The organism is Streptomyces cellostaticus, from assembly GCF_001513965.1.
Taxonomy (GTDB): Bacteria; Actinomycetota; Actinomycetes; order Streptomycetales; family Streptomycetaceae; genus Streptomyces; species Streptomyces cellostaticus.
This window is the reverse complement of record NZ_KQ948036.1, coordinates 1-14,110: the sequence shown is the minus strand read 5'-3', so window position 1 is coordinate 14,110 and position 14,110 is coordinate 1. Positions and strand designations below refer to the sequence as shown.

The 14,110-nt window shown below is 68.9% G+C and carries 12 protein-coding genes and 1 riboswitch; of the genes, 1 reads left to right on the top strand and 11 read right to left on the bottom strand.

Features of this window, described 5'->3' with window-relative positions; all coding sequences use genetic code 11:
* Positions 1-44 precede the first annotated feature (44 nt).
* Positions 45-2,930, bottom strand: a complete 2,886-nt coding sequence (gene gcvP / locus AQI88_RS31405) for an aminomethyl-transferring glycine dehydrogenase (protein ID WP_067005625.1) — start codon at positions 2,928-2,930, stop codon at positions 45-47.
* A gap of 174 nt (positions 2,931-3,104) precedes the next feature.
* Positions 3,105-3,199: riboswitch (glycine riboswitch) on the bottom strand.
* Between the two features lie 119 nt (positions 3,200-3,318).
* Here gcvP and AQI88_RS31400 point away from each other — a divergent pair.
* On the top strand, positions 3,319-3,687 hold the full coding sequence (locus AQI88_RS31400; RefSeq protein WP_067005623.1) for a PRC-barrel domain-containing protein: 369 nt from the start codon (positions 3,319-3,321) through the stop codon (positions 3,685-3,687).
* 112 nt (positions 3,688-3,799) lie between these two features.
* Here the strand turns inward: AQI88_RS31400 and AQI88_RS31395 are convergent, their stop codons facing one another.
* From AQI88_RS31395 to clsA, 10 genes are all read right to left on the bottom strand, one after another.
* Positions 3,800-5,179 (bottom strand): DNA polymerase IV, encoded by a 1,380-nt coding sequence (locus tag AQI88_RS31395; protein WP_107118720.1) that lies wholly within the window; start codon positions 5,177-5,179, stop codon positions 3,800-3,802.
* A gap of 133 nt (positions 5,180-5,312) precedes the next feature.
* Positions 5,313-5,957, bottom strand: coding sequence for a MerR family transcriptional regulator (locus AQI88_RS31390; RefSeq protein ID WP_079057934.1), 645 nt, complete (start codon positions 5,955-5,957; stop codon positions 5,313-5,315).
* Positions 5,958-6,218: 261 nt separating this feature from the next.
* Entirely contained in the window at positions 6,219-6,692 is a 474-nt protein-coding gene (locus AQI88_RS31385; protein WP_026253112.1) for a bifunctional nuclease family protein, read from the bottom strand.
* Between the two features lie 86 nt (positions 6,693-6,778).
* The gene (ftsR, locus tag AQI88_RS31380; protein WP_067005619.1) at positions 6,779-7,516 is read right to left on the bottom strand and encodes a transcriptional regulator FtsR; all 738 of its coding nucleotides are present in this window, start codon (positions 7,514-7,516) and stop codon (positions 6,779-6,781) included.
* 38 nt (positions 7,517-7,554) lie between these two features.
* On the bottom strand, positions 7,555-8,385 hold the full coding sequence (locus tag AQI88_RS43820) for an FHA domain-containing protein (protein ID WP_208615951.1): 831 nt from the start codon (positions 8,383-8,385) through the stop codon (positions 7,555-7,557).
* A 190-nt stretch (positions 8,386-8,575) separates the two neighbouring features.
* Positions 8,576-9,412, bottom strand: coding sequence for a DUF881 domain-containing protein (locus AQI88_RS31370; protein WP_067005614.1), 837 nt, complete (start codon positions 9,410-9,412; stop codon positions 8,576-8,578).
* A 5-nt stretch (positions 9,413-9,417) separates the two neighbouring features.
* Entirely contained in the window at positions 9,418-9,750 is a 333-nt protein-coding gene (locus AQI88_RS31365) for a small basic family protein (RefSeq protein ID WP_003988855.1), read from the bottom strand.
* Entirely contained in the window at positions 9,747-10,655 is a 909-nt protein-coding gene (locus AQI88_RS31360; RefSeq protein ID WP_244184418.1) for a DUF881 domain-containing protein, read from the bottom strand. The genes AQI88_RS31365 and AQI88_RS31360 overlap by 4 nt, the downstream gene beginning before the upstream one ends.
* Positions 10,656-10,784: 129 nt before the next feature.
* Positions 10,785-13,280, bottom strand: coding sequence for a mannose-1-phosphate guanyltransferase (locus AQI88_RS31355; RefSeq protein ID WP_067005610.1), 2,496 nt, complete (start codon positions 13,278-13,280; stop codon positions 10,785-10,787).
* Between the two features lie 113 nt (positions 13,281-13,393).
* Positions 13,394-14,002 carry a cardiolipin synthase ClsA gene (gene clsA / locus AQI88_RS31350; protein WP_067005608.1) on the bottom strand — a complete coding sequence of 203 codons (609 nt, stop codon included), beginning with the start codon at positions 14,000-14,002 and terminating at the stop codon, positions 13,394-13,396.
* Between the last annotated feature and the right edge of the window lie 108 nt (positions 14,003-14,110).

The following is a 14,110-nucleotide window of genomic DNA, read 5'->3' as shown; positions in this document are numbered from 1 at the left end:
GAGCCCCGCCCGGATCACGGGCAGGGCTCTCGCCAGGGACTCGCTCAGTCCTCGTACGCGTCCAGCGGCGGGCAGGAGCAGACCAGGTTGCGGTCGCCGAAGGCCTGGTCGATACGGCGCACCGGCGGCCAGTACTTGCCGGCGGCCGAGACGCCGGCCGGGAAGACCGCTTCCTCGCGGCTGTAGGCGTGCGTCCACTCAGCGCCGAGCGCGGCCGCGGTGTGCGGGGCGCCGGCCAGCGGGTTGTCCTGCGCGGGCCACTCGCCGGAGCCGACCTTCTCGATCTCGGCGCGGATGGCGATCAGCGCGTCACAGAAACGATCCAGCTCGGCCAGGTCCTCGGACTCGGTCGGCTCGATCATCAGTGTGCCGGCCACTGGGAAGGACATGGTCGGCGCGTGGAAGCCGTAGTCGATGAGGCGCTTGGCGACGTCGTCCACGCTCACGCCGGTCGCCTTGGTCAGCGGGCGCAGGTCGATGATGCACTCGTGCGCGACCAGGTTGCCGGGGCCGGTGTAGAGCACCGGGTAGTGCGGCTCCAGGCGCTTGGCGACGTAGTTCGCGGAGAGCACGGCCACCTGCGTGGCGCGCTTGAGGCCCTCGCCGCCCATCAGGCGGACGTACGCCCACGAGATGGGCAGGATGCCCGCGCTGCCCCAGGGCGCCGCCGAGATCGGGCCGACGCCCGTCTCCGGGCCGGCCGCCGGCTGCAACGGGTGGTTCGGCAGGTACGGCGCCAGGTGCGCGCGGACCGCGACCGGGCCGACGCCGGGGCCGCCGCCGCCGTGCGGGATGCAGAACGTCTTGTGCAGGTTCAGGTGCGAGACGTCACCGCCGAAGTGGCCCGGCTTGGCGAGGCCGACCAGGGCGTTGAGGTTGGCGCCGTCGACGTACACCTGGCCGCCCGCCTCGTGCACCTGGGCGCAGATGTCGGCGACGTGCTCCTCGAAGACGCCGTGCGTGGACGGGTAGGTGATCATCAGCACCGCCAGCTGGTCGCGGTACTGCTCGATCTTGGCCCGCAGGTCCTCGACGTCGATCTCGCCGTCCTCGGCGGTCTTCACGACGACGACCTTCATGCCGGCCATCACGGCGCTGGCGGCGTTGGTGCCGTGCGCGGAGGACGGGATCAGGCACACGGTCCGCTGCTCGTCGCCGTTGGCCCGGTGGTAGCCGCGTACGGCCAGCAGACCGGCCAGCTCGCCCTGCGAACCGGCGTTCGGCTGGAGCGAGACCTTGTCGTAGCCGGTGACCTCGGCAAGACGATCCTCCAGCTCGCGGATGAGCGTGAGGTAGCCCTCCGCCTGTTCGGCGGGCACGAAGGGGTGCAACTGGCCGAACTCCGGCCAGGTGACCGGCTCCATCTCCGTGGTCGCGTTGAGCTTCATGGTGCAGGAGCCCAGCGGGATCATGCCGCGGTCGAGCGCGTAGTCGCGGTCGGCGAGCCTGCGCAGGTAGCGCAGCATCGCGGTCTCGGAACGGTGGTCGTGGAAGACCGGGTGGGTCAGGTAGTCGTCGGTGCGCAGCAGCGCCTCGGGCAGGGCCTCACCGGCGGCCGCGTCCAGGTCCTCGATGTCGCCGGCGACATCGAAGGCGGAGAAGACGGCGTCCAGCTGGGCCCGGTTGGTGGTCTCGTCGCAGGCGAGGGAGACGTGGTCGGTGTCGACCAGGCGCAGGTTGACTCCGTTGTCCCGGGCCGCGGCGACGACCTCGGCGGCCTTGCCGGGCACGCGCGCGGTGACGGTGTCGAAGTAGGCACCGTGGACGATCTCGACCCCGCCGGCCTTCAGGCCCTCGGCGAGGATCGTGGCGTAGCGGTGGGTACGGCGGGCGATGGTGCGCAGGCCCTCGGGGCCGTGGTAAACGGCGTACATGCCGGCCATCACGGCGAGCAGCACCTGCGCGGTGCAGATGTTGCTGGTGGCCTTCTCGCGGCGGATGTGCTGCTCACGGGTCTGCAGCGCGAGACGGTAGGCCTTGTTCCCGTCGGCGTCGACGGACACGCCGACGAGACGGCCGGGCAGGCTGCGCGCGAACTTCTCGTGCACCGCCATGTAGCCCGCGTGCGGGCCGCCGAAGCCCATCGGCACGCCGAAGCGCTGGGTGGTGCCGACGGCGATGTCCGCGCCCAGCTCGCCCGGCGAGGTCAGCAGGGTGAGCGCGAGCAGGTCGGCGGCGACGGTGACGAGGGCGCCCAGCTCGTGCGCCTGCTCGATGACCGGCTTGATGTCGCGTACGGCACCGGAGGCGCCCGGGTACTGGATCAGTACGCCGTTGATCTCGCGCGCGGCGATCTCGGCCGGGATGCCGTCGCTGAGGTCGGCGACGACGACCTCGACACCGGTCGGCTCCGCACGCGTCTCGATGACGGCGATGGTCTGCGGCAGCGCGTCCGCGTCGACCAGGAACAGGCCCTTCTTGTTCTTGCCCATGCGCCGGGACAGCGCCATCGCCTCGGCGGCCGCGGTGCCCTCGTCCAGCAGGGAGGCACCGGAGGTGGGCAGCCCGGTGAGCTCGGCGACCATGGTCTGGAAGTTCAGCAGGGCCTCGAGCCGCCCCTGGGAGATCTCCGGCTGGTACGGCGTGTAGGCCGTGTACCAGGCCGGGTTCTCCATGACGTTGCGCAGGATGACCGGCGGGGTGAAGGTGCCGTAGTAGCCGAGCCCGATCATCGAGCCGAGGACCTGGTTGCGGTCCGCGAGCGAGCGCAGCTCGGCGAGCACCTCGGCCTCGGTGCGGGCGCCCGGCAGGTCCAGGGCGTCGGCGTTCTTGATCACATCCGGGACCGCGGCGGCGGTCAGGTCATCGAGGGAGCCGTAGCCGACGTGCGCGAGCATCTTGGCCCGCGCCTCCTGGTCGGGTCCGATGTGGCGCTGCTCGAAGGGGATGCCCGCTTCGAGCTCGGAGAGCGGAATGCGATGGGCGGTCATTGCGGAGGCCTCCTGGTCTGACGCGACCTTCGAGGGGCACCACGGTGCGGTTGCCCCGACGGCCTCCCCCTCTGTCATCTCAACCTGAGAGCTTCACCGGGCGCCCGAGGGTCCCGGCTTTCACCGTCGGTGAGGGCGGGAGCCGTCGACACCCGCCCTGCTTTCCAGAGTGACCTCGTCCATGCGGTACGTGAGCCTGAGAGATTCCGGGGAGGAGTTGCTCCTTCGGCGCCTCCGAGGTGGTCGGAGGACTCTCCCGCACGGGGTCAGCAGCCGCTGTCAGCCTACCAGCGAGGTCAACGCCCGAGCCCTCGAGTGGCCGCCTCCTTGAATGTGCTCTTTTGTAGTGCTTACGGATGAGTTGCGACCAAGTGGAGGGAGAGGGACCGTGCAGACCGACATCGATCCGCGCAACCTGATCGGCCGCAAGGCGTTCGACCGCAACGGCACCAAGATCGGCACCGTCGACGAGGTGTATCTCGACGACGCTACGGGTGTGCCGGAGTGGGCGGCCATACGGACCGGCCTGTTCTCCCGGGACGCCTTCGTCCCCCTGGAGCCCAGCGAACTGGTCGAGGGCGCCCTTCGGGTCCCCTTCGACCGCGCGCTCATCAAGGACGCCCCCGACTTCGGCGTGGGCCGCCATCTCTCTCCCGAACAGGAACTCCAGCTCTACCACCACTACGGCCTGGACATCGCACCGCCGGCCGTCCCGGACCACGACTTCGGCAAGCTGGCAGGCACCGAGGAAAGCTGAGGAACTCCCGGCCGTCTCGACCGACTCCGCCGGCGGCAACCCCCCTGGGGCGCGGGGAACTGCGCGAGGAACCACGTCACACCCGCACCCCGCAGAGGACCGGCACCCTCCTTCACAGATCGGCATCCACGGCACCCGGCACCCGCGGCAGCACCTGCACCAGCGGCAGCGGATCTGCCGGCTCCAGGCCGGGATCGTCCACCCGGAAGGTACGGACCCGTCCCGGCTCGGACAGCGGTGTCTCGAAGCGCACGGTGACCCGCCCCAGGCCACTGCCCTGCACCCAGCCGTGCCCGTACTCGGCGTGCCGTACATCGTGCCCGGCGCGCCACTGCCGCTCGGCGGGCTCCGGGCGCTCCTCCACGGCCTCGGGCACAACCTCCTCCGGCGCCTGCGCTGCCGCGGCAGCGGCCCGCTCGCCCGCCGCCTGGGCGAACAGGTCCTCCTGGGTGTAGTCGGCGAGCCCGGAAACCCCCACGCCGAGCAGCCGCACCCCACCCGTCGTGTCCACCGACTCCAGCAGCCGCGCGGCCGCCTCCCGGATCACCGCCGGATCGTCCGTGGGGCCTCTGAGCGTCTCGGACCGGGTCAGCGTCGAGAAGTCGTACCTCCGTACCTTCAGCACGATGGTCCGCCCGGAGTGTCCGGCCTCGCGCAGCCGCCGCACGCACCGGTCGGCGAGCCGCTGCACCTCCAGACCGACCCGCAGCCGGTCGTGGATGTCCACGTCGTAGGTGTCCTCGACCGACACCGACTTGGTCTCCCGCTCGGCCACCACGGGCCGGTCGTCACGCGCCAGCGCCATGGCGTACAGCGCGTGCCCGTGCGCCTTGCCCAGCAGCCGTACGAGTTCGTCCTCGCCCGCCTCGGCCAGCTCCTCGACCGTGGTGATCCCGGCCCGCCGCAGATGGTCCCCGGTGGCCGGCCCGATCCCGGGCAGGGTCCGCACCGGCATGGGTCCCAGCAGTGCCCGCTCGGTCCCGGGCTCGATGAGCACGAGTCCGTCGGGCTTGGCCTGCTCCGAGGCGATCTTCGCGAGCATCTTGGAGGCGGCCAGCCCCACCGACCCCGTGAGCCCCGTGACCGCCCGTATGTCCGCGCGCAGCCTCAGCCCTGTCAGCCGCGCCGACTCCTCGTCCCAGGCCACTCCCCCGGCCTCCAGATCCACGAAGGCCTCGTCCAGACTCAGCGGCTCCACCAGCGGCGACAGCTCCCGCAGCAGCGCCATCACCTGCTCGCTGACCGACCGGTACAGGGCGAAGCGCGGCACGAGGTACGCGGCGTTCGGCGCCAGCCGGCGCGCCTGGGCCATCGGCATCGCCGAGTGGACCCCGAAGACCCGTGCCTCGTACGACGCGGTGGCCACCACCCCGCGCGGTCCGAGTCCGCCCACGACGACGGCCTTCCCGCGCAGGCTCGGCTTGGATGCCTGCTCCACCGAGGCGTAGAAGGCATCCATGTCGAGATGCAGGATCGTGGGCGCGTTTCTCACATCTCCGATGCTGCACCACGCCACTGACAATGGACCGGCACGGAACAGCCCGGAAAAGGGCTCCGGCGCACGGACGGCCCCCTGCGCTCAGGGGCCTGTGTTCAGAGCGCCGCGCGCCCGCAGAGTCCCGCGCTCAGACCGCCCGGTTGCGGCGCCGCGCCAGTTCGTCCGCGGGGTTGTGCCCGACCAGCGTCTCCCCGGTGTCGATGCGCTCTCCGTGCAGCTGGGAGAGTGCGCTTTCCACGTCCCGCCAGACCACGCCTACGGCGATCCCGAAGATGCCCTGACCGCCCTGGAGCAGGGCGTGGACCTCGTCCGGCGAGGTGCACTCGTACACGGTGGCACCGTCGCTCATCAGGGTCATGCGCTCCAGATCACGGAAACCGCGTTCTCTGAGGTGCTGAACAGCCGTACGGATGTTCTGCAGCGAGACCCCGGTGTCCAGAAACCGCTTCACGATCTTCAGGACGACGATGTCCCGGAAGCTGTACAGACGCTGGGTGCCCGACCCGTAGGCGGGCCGCACGCTCGGCTCGACGAGCCCGGTGCGAGCCCAGTAGTCGAGTTGCCGGTAGGTGATGCCGGCGGCCGCGCAGGCCGTGGGCCCGCGGTAGCCGATCTCCTCGGACGTCATGGACGCCGCCCCTCCGCCGTTCGGCACCGCCGTCGGTCGCTGCTGGGCGTGATCGACCGCGCTGCTGTGAAGCGGGTACGGACCGCTCTCCCCGAGACCGCGCCCGGGGACACCCCCCACCGTACCGTCGCCGCTCGTTCTCACGCCGACCTCCGTCCTTGACCTGCCTTCTCGACGGTAGGCAGTCACCAGGGGCGCGTCAACGATCGCCACACTCGGCACGCCGAGTGATAATCACCCTAAGAGTGGTTTCCCGTGCCCCACCGCGGGGAAAGGCTAGCCGAATGCGTTCGCGGGAAGCCGTAGGACGCTCTCCATGGCCGGTGGCAATTGCCACGGCGCCGGGGGCCGACGAACCGCCCAAGGGACGGGTACAGACCCGCTGACCGCTCGGCCGGATCCGCCTCACTGGCTGCTGGTGCCGAAGTCCTCGGGCGAGATCTGGTCGAGGAACTCGCGGAACTTCTCCACCTCGTCCTCCTGCTCGTCCGGAATCGCGATACCGGCGTCGTCCAGCACCGTGTCACTGCCATAGATCGGCGTTCCGGTGCGCAGGGCGAGCGCTATGGCGTCGGAGGGACGGGCGCTCACCTCGACCCCGCTGGCGAAGACCAGCTCCGCGTAGAAGACGCCCTCACGCAGATCCGTGATGCGTACTTCGGTCAGCTCCTGGCCGACGGCCTCCAGCACGTCCTTGAACAGGTCGTGGGTCAGCGGTCGCGCGGGGGCCATGCCCTGCTGGGCGAAGGCGATCGCCGTCGCCTCCCCCGGCCCGATCCAGATGGGGAGGTAACGGTCGCCTCCCACTTCGCGCAGGAGCACGATCGGTTGGTTGGAGGGCATTTCGACCCGGACACCTACGACATCGAGCTCGTTCACATTGCAACCCTAGGCCGTGCCCGGGACGTTTGGGTAGTCGGGCCGGGAACAGGTGCCCGATCCGGCCTCCCGTGACACCCCGCTGCTCAGGGCAGCCGCACGCCGAGGGCGGTCTGTACCAGTGCAGCGTGCAGCTTCACCGTGAGCGCCGCCAGCTCCTTCGCACGGGCCTCGGCGTGAGCCCTGGTCTGCGGGTTGCGGTGGCGCTTCAGGGGGGCCACCACCTGGTCCACGAGCCCCGCCTCGCGGTCGGCCGCGGCCTTCATCACCCGCAGGTGGCGCGGCTCGATCCCGAACCGGCCCAGCTCGGCCACGAGCGAGGCCACGGTGACGGCCTCGGCGTCGTACACCCCGTCCTCCAGGGGAGCGATGAGCCCGTAGGACTCCCACTCCTTGAGTTCGCCCTCGTCGATGCCGGCGGCCGCGAGCAGCTCGGCCCGCCCGACCCGGGCGACCGTGGGCCGCTCGACCGGCTCCGGTACGTCCTCCCCGGTACGCTGGCGCCCCACCACGGGCAGCTGGACGGCCTCGCCCCGCTCCATGGCCTCCAGGTGCTCGCGGATCACCTTGAGCGGCAGATAGTGGTCCCGCTGCATCCTCAGGACGTGAGCGAGGCGCTCGACGTCCCCGGCACTGAACTTGCGGTACCCCGACGGGGTCCGCTGCGGCTCGATGAGCCCCTCCGACTCCAGGAAGCGGATCTTGGAGATGGTGACTTCGGGGAACTCGTCGCGCAGCGCGTTCAGCACCGTGCCGATGCTCAGCAGCCCACTGTCCGCGGCGGCGGTACCGCTTCGGGCACCGCCGCTCGGTGATTGAAGCATGGACCTTCCCTGGGGTCCCCCGGACGGGATCCGGGGGGTCAGATGCCCTGCCGGCTCGCGTAGAAGACCAGCCGGTACTTGCCGATCTGCACCTCGTCACCGTTCGAGAGGGCGACCTGGTCGATCCGCTCACGGTTGACGTACGTGCCGTTCAGACTGCCCACGTCGGCCACGGTGAACGAGCCGTCCGGGGAGCGCCGGAACTCCACGTGCCGCCGCGAGACCGTGACGTCGTCCAGGAAGATGTCGCTCTGCGGATGACGGCCAGCCGTGGTCAGGTCGCTGTCCAGCAGGAAGCGGCTGCCCGAGTTCGGCCCCCGGCGCACCACCAGCAGCGCCGAGCCCAGCGGCAGGGCGTCCACCGCGGCCTGCGCCTCGGGCGAGAGCATCGGCACCTGCGTCTGCCCGGTCACCTCGGCGTCGTAGGCCTCGAGGCCCGAGATCGAGATCGTGGACGTCGTCTCGGAGGCGCGCTCCGGCGCCACCCCGGCGCGCAGCGGCGCGCCGCAGTTGGAGCAGAACCGGGCGCTGTCCGCATTGCGGTTACCGCACCTCGTACACACCAGGACCGACATGGACGGATCCTCCTGCCGCGGCTGTCCCGACGGGGCATTGGACGCGTACGGGTCGGAGGCAAACCCTCCACCCGCACTTGAGGTTGACGGTTGCCCGAAACCTATGCCGCCGGACTGCGCAGGGTCAACAGACGCCGCGCCCTGACCTCCGGAAATGTCACCGCCCGGACCAGCGACCTGGTCACGGAACAGCGGGCGCTGACCCTCTGCGTCAGGCTGTGCGCGATGGCGAGCGGTCGCGTTGTCGCTACCCTCTCGCGCGCTCTTGCCGAACAACTTCGCAAACAACTTCACGGGCGATTCCCCTTGACCGAAACAGACCCGCCCGTGGGGCAGGACGAACCCTGATTGCCTACACCGGCCGACCCGGACATCCTCACAACGTCCGTATCCACCAGACAGTTTCCACCACGCACCACCCCTTCGGTGCGCCGACCCCCCGCAACCTCATGCCCCTGCCGGACGTCCCCCATGCACCGCCGGTTCACTGGGAGGACGACCGAGCGTAGTCAGGCTGCTTCGCCTGTCGCAAGGCGTCCACAACGATCTTGCTCGACCGCTCCACAGTCACCGTGGCCTGCTCCTTCTCCAAGGTCTGCACCACGCCTCCAGGGATGTTCAGCGCCGGCTCGAGATCCTGCGGCTTGCCGATGATCTGGAAACGATAGGGAGCGTTGATCTTGTTCCCGTCGACGCTCACACTCTTCTCCGAGTCGGTGAAGTAGCTGCTCGCGACCACCCGTACCCCGTTGACCTGGATCGCCTCCGCACCGGCCGCGCGCAGCTCCTGGATCGCGTCGAGCAGCATGTCCGCCTTGACCGTCCCCTTCGTGTCCTCGATCGTCATGGTGATGCCGGGACCCTGAGCCGCCACGGTGCCCGCCAGAATGCCGAGTTGCTTCTCCTTCTCAGCCGTCTGCTTGCGCGCCTCCGCGGCTTGGTCGGAGCTGCTCTGCAGCTCCGACCGCTGCTTTTCGAGACCCTGCTTCTCGTCTTCAAGACGCTGAGTACGCGAATCCAGTTCATCGAGGATGCGAACAAGATCTTCCTGACGTGCGCCGCGCAGCGCGCTGTCGCTGTCGCTGTTCGACGCCACCTGCACGGCCAGCCCGAAACCGAGCCCGAACAGCAGTAGGGCGACGATGAGTTGGGCCCTGGTGACGCGCAGCGGCCACAGCCCCTTGACCAGCCGCTGGCGCCCGGTGAGCTGCTGCTCGCCGCTCCCGGCGGGCGCCTGCTCCGGCTCTGCGGCCGAGGCCGACACCTCGTCGGGCAGTTCCTTACGCAGCCTGTTCTCCGGCTGCTCCTCCTGGTTGCTCATCGGTCTCACGCCCGGAAGACGTGCCGCCGGATCGCCGCGGCGTTGGAGAAGATCCGGATACCCAGGACCACGACGACACCCGTGGACAGCTGCGCGCCCACGCCCAACTTGTCCCCCAGGAACACGATCAGCGCGGCCACGACCACATTGGACAGGAACGACACCACGAAGACCTTGTCGTCGAAGATGCCGTCGAGCATGGCCCGCAGACCACCGAACACGGCGTCCAGCGCCGCCACGACGGCGATCGGCAGATAAGGCTCGACGACCGCCGGAACCTCAGGCCGGACCAACAGGCCGGCCACGACTCCCACGACGAGGCCCAGTACGGCGATCACGATGTGCCCTTCTCAGTTTTCTCGGCGTTCGGCTGTGCTGTACGTACGATCACACTGGGTGCGGCAGGCAACCGGACGTCCCCCTGCGCGGAGATGGTGGCACGGATGCCGTAGTCATCCTCCAGGGCATGCAGATACAGTCCGTCGGCGCTGTTCTGGAACCTGGTGCTCAGCCGTTCCCCGTCCCCCACCGCCAGCACCGTGTACGGCGGCACCAGCGGCTTGTTGTCGACCAGTATCGCGTCACCCGCGGCCCTGATCGCGGACAGGGCCGTCAACCGCTGTCCGTTGACGGAGACGGCCTCGGCCCCGGAGGCCCACAGCCCGTTGACCACCCGCTGCATGTCCCGGTCCCGCACCCGCCCGGTGTCGGAGAAACCGGAGGTCTCGCGGGGGTTGGTGCCCTCGCCGCCGGTGCTGGCCTCCTTGGCGTCGTTCACGACGAGCCTGACCCCGGGGCCGTGCACCGCGGTGGCGCCCGACAGAACACTCACCAGGTCCGCCTCGGCACTGCCGCCACTCTGCTTCAGAGCCGCCCGCTGGCGCGCGCTGACGTCGTCGCGCAGCTCGTCGACACTGCTTTCGAGCTTGTCCGCACCCGAGGTCTCCCGGTCTATGCGGTCGATCAGCTCCTGGCGCTCCTTGGCCACCACGGGCGCCGCCACCCGCGCCTGCGCGGCCCCTACGGTCACCACCAGCGCCGCAAGCACCAGCCCGGCCGCCAGGCCCAGCTTCGCCCTGAGCGTCTTCGGCAGCCCGCCTTCGCCCCGGGACTTCTTCCGGGCGGCGGCCTCGGCGTACCCGTCGTCGAGGCTGTGGTCCATGACGTTGGTGATCAACGACATGGAAGCGTCCGGACGCTGCGGCCGCGGGGGGCTGCTCCGAACGGGGGGTTGCTGCGGCATGCCGCACATCGTCGCATGTCGCGAGCAGTACCTCCGAATGGCCCCACCGGCGTGCCGGACAGGCCCCCCTGGGGACACTTGTCCGGCACGCACGCGTGCAGTGTTTTTCGCCGTCCGGGACCACCAGGTCTAGCGCCCGGCGCTGTCCACCACGGCCGACCACTCGTCCAGCAGGGCCTGCGCTCCGGCATCGTCGGGCCCCTCGGCCCACAGATGGGTGACCGCCTCCGCCGGGTCGGGCAGCACCATCACCCAGCGGCCGTCGGTCTCCACGACCCGCACACCGTCGGTCGTGTCGACAAAGCGATCCCCGGCTGCCTCCACGACGCGCCGCATCACCAGACCCTTGACAGCCCACGGGGTCGCCAGGTCCCGCTTGAGGACATGCGCCCGCGGAATCCGCGCATCGATCTGGCTCAGCGTGAGCTGCGTACGCGCCACCAGCCCGATCAGCCGTACGAAGGCCGCCGTGCCGTCATAGACGCTGCTGAACTCCGGGACGATGAAGCCGCCCTTGCCATCGCCACCGAAGATCGTGCCCTCCTCGCGCCCCACGCGCGTGAGGTCGTCAGGAGAGGTGGTGGTCCACTCGACCTGCGTGCCGTGATACGCGGCCACCTGCTCGGCGATCCGGGTCGTGGTCACCGGCAGCGCCACCCGGCCGCTGCGCCGCTCGGCCGCCACCAGATCCAGCATCACCAGCAGCGCCCGGTCGTCCTCGATGATCCGGCCCTTCTCGTCCACGAGCGACAGCCGCTCGCCGACTGGGTCGAACCGGACACCGAACGCGGCACCGGAGGACGCCACTATCTCGCCGAGACGCACCAGCCCGTTACGGCGCATCTCCTCGGTCTCCGTGGGCCTGGACTCGTCGAGACCGGGGTTGATGGTCAGCGAGTCCACCCCGAGCTTGCCGAGCAGACTCGGCAGGACGAGGCCGGCACTGCCGTTGGAGGCGTCCACGACGACCTTCAGGCCCGCTTCCGCGATCCCGGTGGTGTCGACGTTCCTGAGCAGTGAACCGGTGTACGAGTCGAAGACACTCGCCGGGAAGTACAGGTCGCCGATCTCCCCGGGGAACGCCCTGCGGTACTCCTGTCGCGCGAACACCCGGTCGAGTTTGCGCTGACCGCCCTGCGACAGGTCCGCGCCCTGCCCGTCGAAGAACATGATGTCGACGGAGTCCGGCACGCCCGGCGAGGTCCGGATCATGATGCCGCCGGCACTGCCTCGCGCGGTCTGCTGCCGCGCCACGGGCAGCGGCACGTTCTCCAGGTCTCGTACGTCGATGGCGCTGGCCTGGAGCGCGGAGATCACGGCCCGCTTGAGCGCACGGGCGCCTCGGGAGTGGTCACGGGCCGTGGTGACCGTGGAGCCCTTCTTCAGCGTTGTCGCATAGGCGCCGGCCAGCCGCACGGCCAGCTCGGGCGTGATCTCCACGTTCAGGATTCCGGACACTCCGCGGGCGCCGAACAGCTGGGCCTGTCCTCTGGACTCCCAGATGACCGAGGTGTTGACAAAGGCACCGGCCTCGATGGTCTTGAACGGATAGACCCGGACATTGCCTTGAACGATCGATTCTTCACCGATCAGGCACTCGTCACCGATAACCGCCCCGTCCTCGATCCGGGCGGCCCGCATGATGTCGGTGTTCTTCCCTACGACACAGCCACGCAGATTGCTGTGCTGACCGACATACACGTTGTCGTGTACGACGGCCCGGTGCAGGAAGGCACCGCTCTTGACGACGACGTTGGAACCCACGACGGTGTGCTCGCGGATTTCCGCTCCGGCCTCCACCTTGGCGTAGTCGCCGATGTACAGCGGCCCACGGAGCACGGCATCGGGATGCACCTCTGCACCTTCGGCGACCCAGACGCCCGGGGAGATCTCGAATCCGTCGATGTCGACGTTGACCTTGCCCTCCAGGACGTCGGCCTGCGCCTTCACATAGCTCTCGTGGGTGCCGACGTCCTCCCAGTAGCCCTCGGCCACATAGCCGTAGATCGGCTTGCCGTCCTTCATCAGCTGCGGGAAGACGTCACCGGACCAGTCGACGGGCACATCGGGCTCGACGTAGTCGAAGACTTCGGGCTCCATGACATAAATGCCCGTGTTGACCGTGTCGGAGAAGACCTGACCCCAGGTCGGCTTCTCGAGGAAGCGCTCGACCTTGCCTTCCTCATCGACGATGGTGATCCCGAACTCCAGCGGATTGGGCACCCGGGTCAGACAAACCGTGACCAGCGCGCCCTTCTCCTTGTGGAAATTGATCAGGTCGGTGAGGTCGAAGTCGGTCAGGGCATCGCCGGAGATGACGAGGAAAGCATCGTCCTTCAACGCCTCTTCGGCGTTCTTGACGCTTCCGGCGGTACCGAGTGGCTTCTCCTCATTGGCGTATGTGAGCTCCATTCCGAGCTCTTCGCCGTCGCCGAAGTAGTTCTTGACGAGCGATGCCAGGAACTGCACGGTGACAACTGTCTCGTTGAGCCCATGCCTTTTGAGCAGCCTCAGTACATGCTCCATGATCGGGCGGTTCACCACAGGCAGGAGCGGCTTGGGCATGCTGGAGGTCATAGGGCGAAGGCGAGTGCCTTCGCCACCGGCCATCACGACGGCCTTCATGTCGGAAGCGTCCTCCTAAAGAGACGACGGTCTAGCCGACTTCACCCGTCCTGATTGTCCCGCAGATTTGGGCAGCGGGCCATCGGGCCACTATGTCCGGACAATCAACGAGCTCAATCGGCCGCGGCGTCCGCACGGACCAGGCGGCGGACTTGTACCACGTAGAGCACTCCTGCCCACCAATAGAGGGTTGTACCCCACCCTGCGAACGCCCATCCGAAAATGGCAGCGAGTGACGCGATCCATCCCTTTCCGTCGCTGAGGAGCAGGAGCGGGAAGGCGTACATCAGGTTGAAGGTTGCGGCCTTCCCCAGGAAGTTCACCTGTGGCGGCGGATAGCCGTGACGCCTGAGGATGCCCACCATCACCAGGAGTACCAGCTCTCGCAGCAACAGGAGGGCGGTCAGCCAGATCGGCAGGATCTCGCGCCAGGTGAGGCCCAGCAGTGTGGAAAGAACGAACAGCCGGTCGGCAGCGGGATCAAGGAGCCGGCCGAGGCTGCTGATCTGATTCCAGCGCCTGGCGAGCTTGCCGTCCAGGTAGTCGCTGACCCCACTGAAAGCCAGCACGAGGAGGGCCCAGCCATCACTGTTGGGACCCCCGAACTCCGGCCTGAGGATCAGCCAGAGGAAGAGGGGTACGGCGACGAGCCGCGCCATGCTGAGGATGTTGGGGATGGTGAGGACCCGGTCTGTCTGGACACGGGTCTCCTGGACCTCCACCCGGGGGCCTCCTGTGCGAAAACGAGCCAACGATGCCCCCTGACCCTACCTCAACGCAAAAAAGCTCCGGCTCCTGGGCAGTACCCAAGAGCCGGAGCTATAAAAGGA

Coding starts and splice junctions, on each gene's coding strand:
- gcvP (WP_067005625.1), bottom strand. CDS start 2,930: ATGACCGCCCATCGCATTCCGCTCTCCGAGCTCGAAGCGGGCATCCCC.
- ftsR (WP_067005619.1), bottom strand. CDS start 7,516: ATGCTTCAATCACCGAGCGGCGGTGCCCGAAGCGGTACCGCCGCCGCG.
- AQI88_RS31370 (WP_067005614.1), bottom strand. CDS start 9,412: ATGAGCAACCAGGAGGAGCAGCCGGAGAACAGGCTGCGTAAGGAACTG.
- AQI88_RS31360 (WP_244184418.1), bottom strand. CDS start 10,655: ATGCCGCAGCAACCCCCCGTTCGGAGCAGCCCCCCGCGGCCGCAGCGT.
- AQI88_RS31355 (WP_067005610.1), bottom strand. CDS start 13,280: ATGAAGGCCGTCGTGATGGCCGGTGGCGAAGGCACTCGCCTTCGCCCT.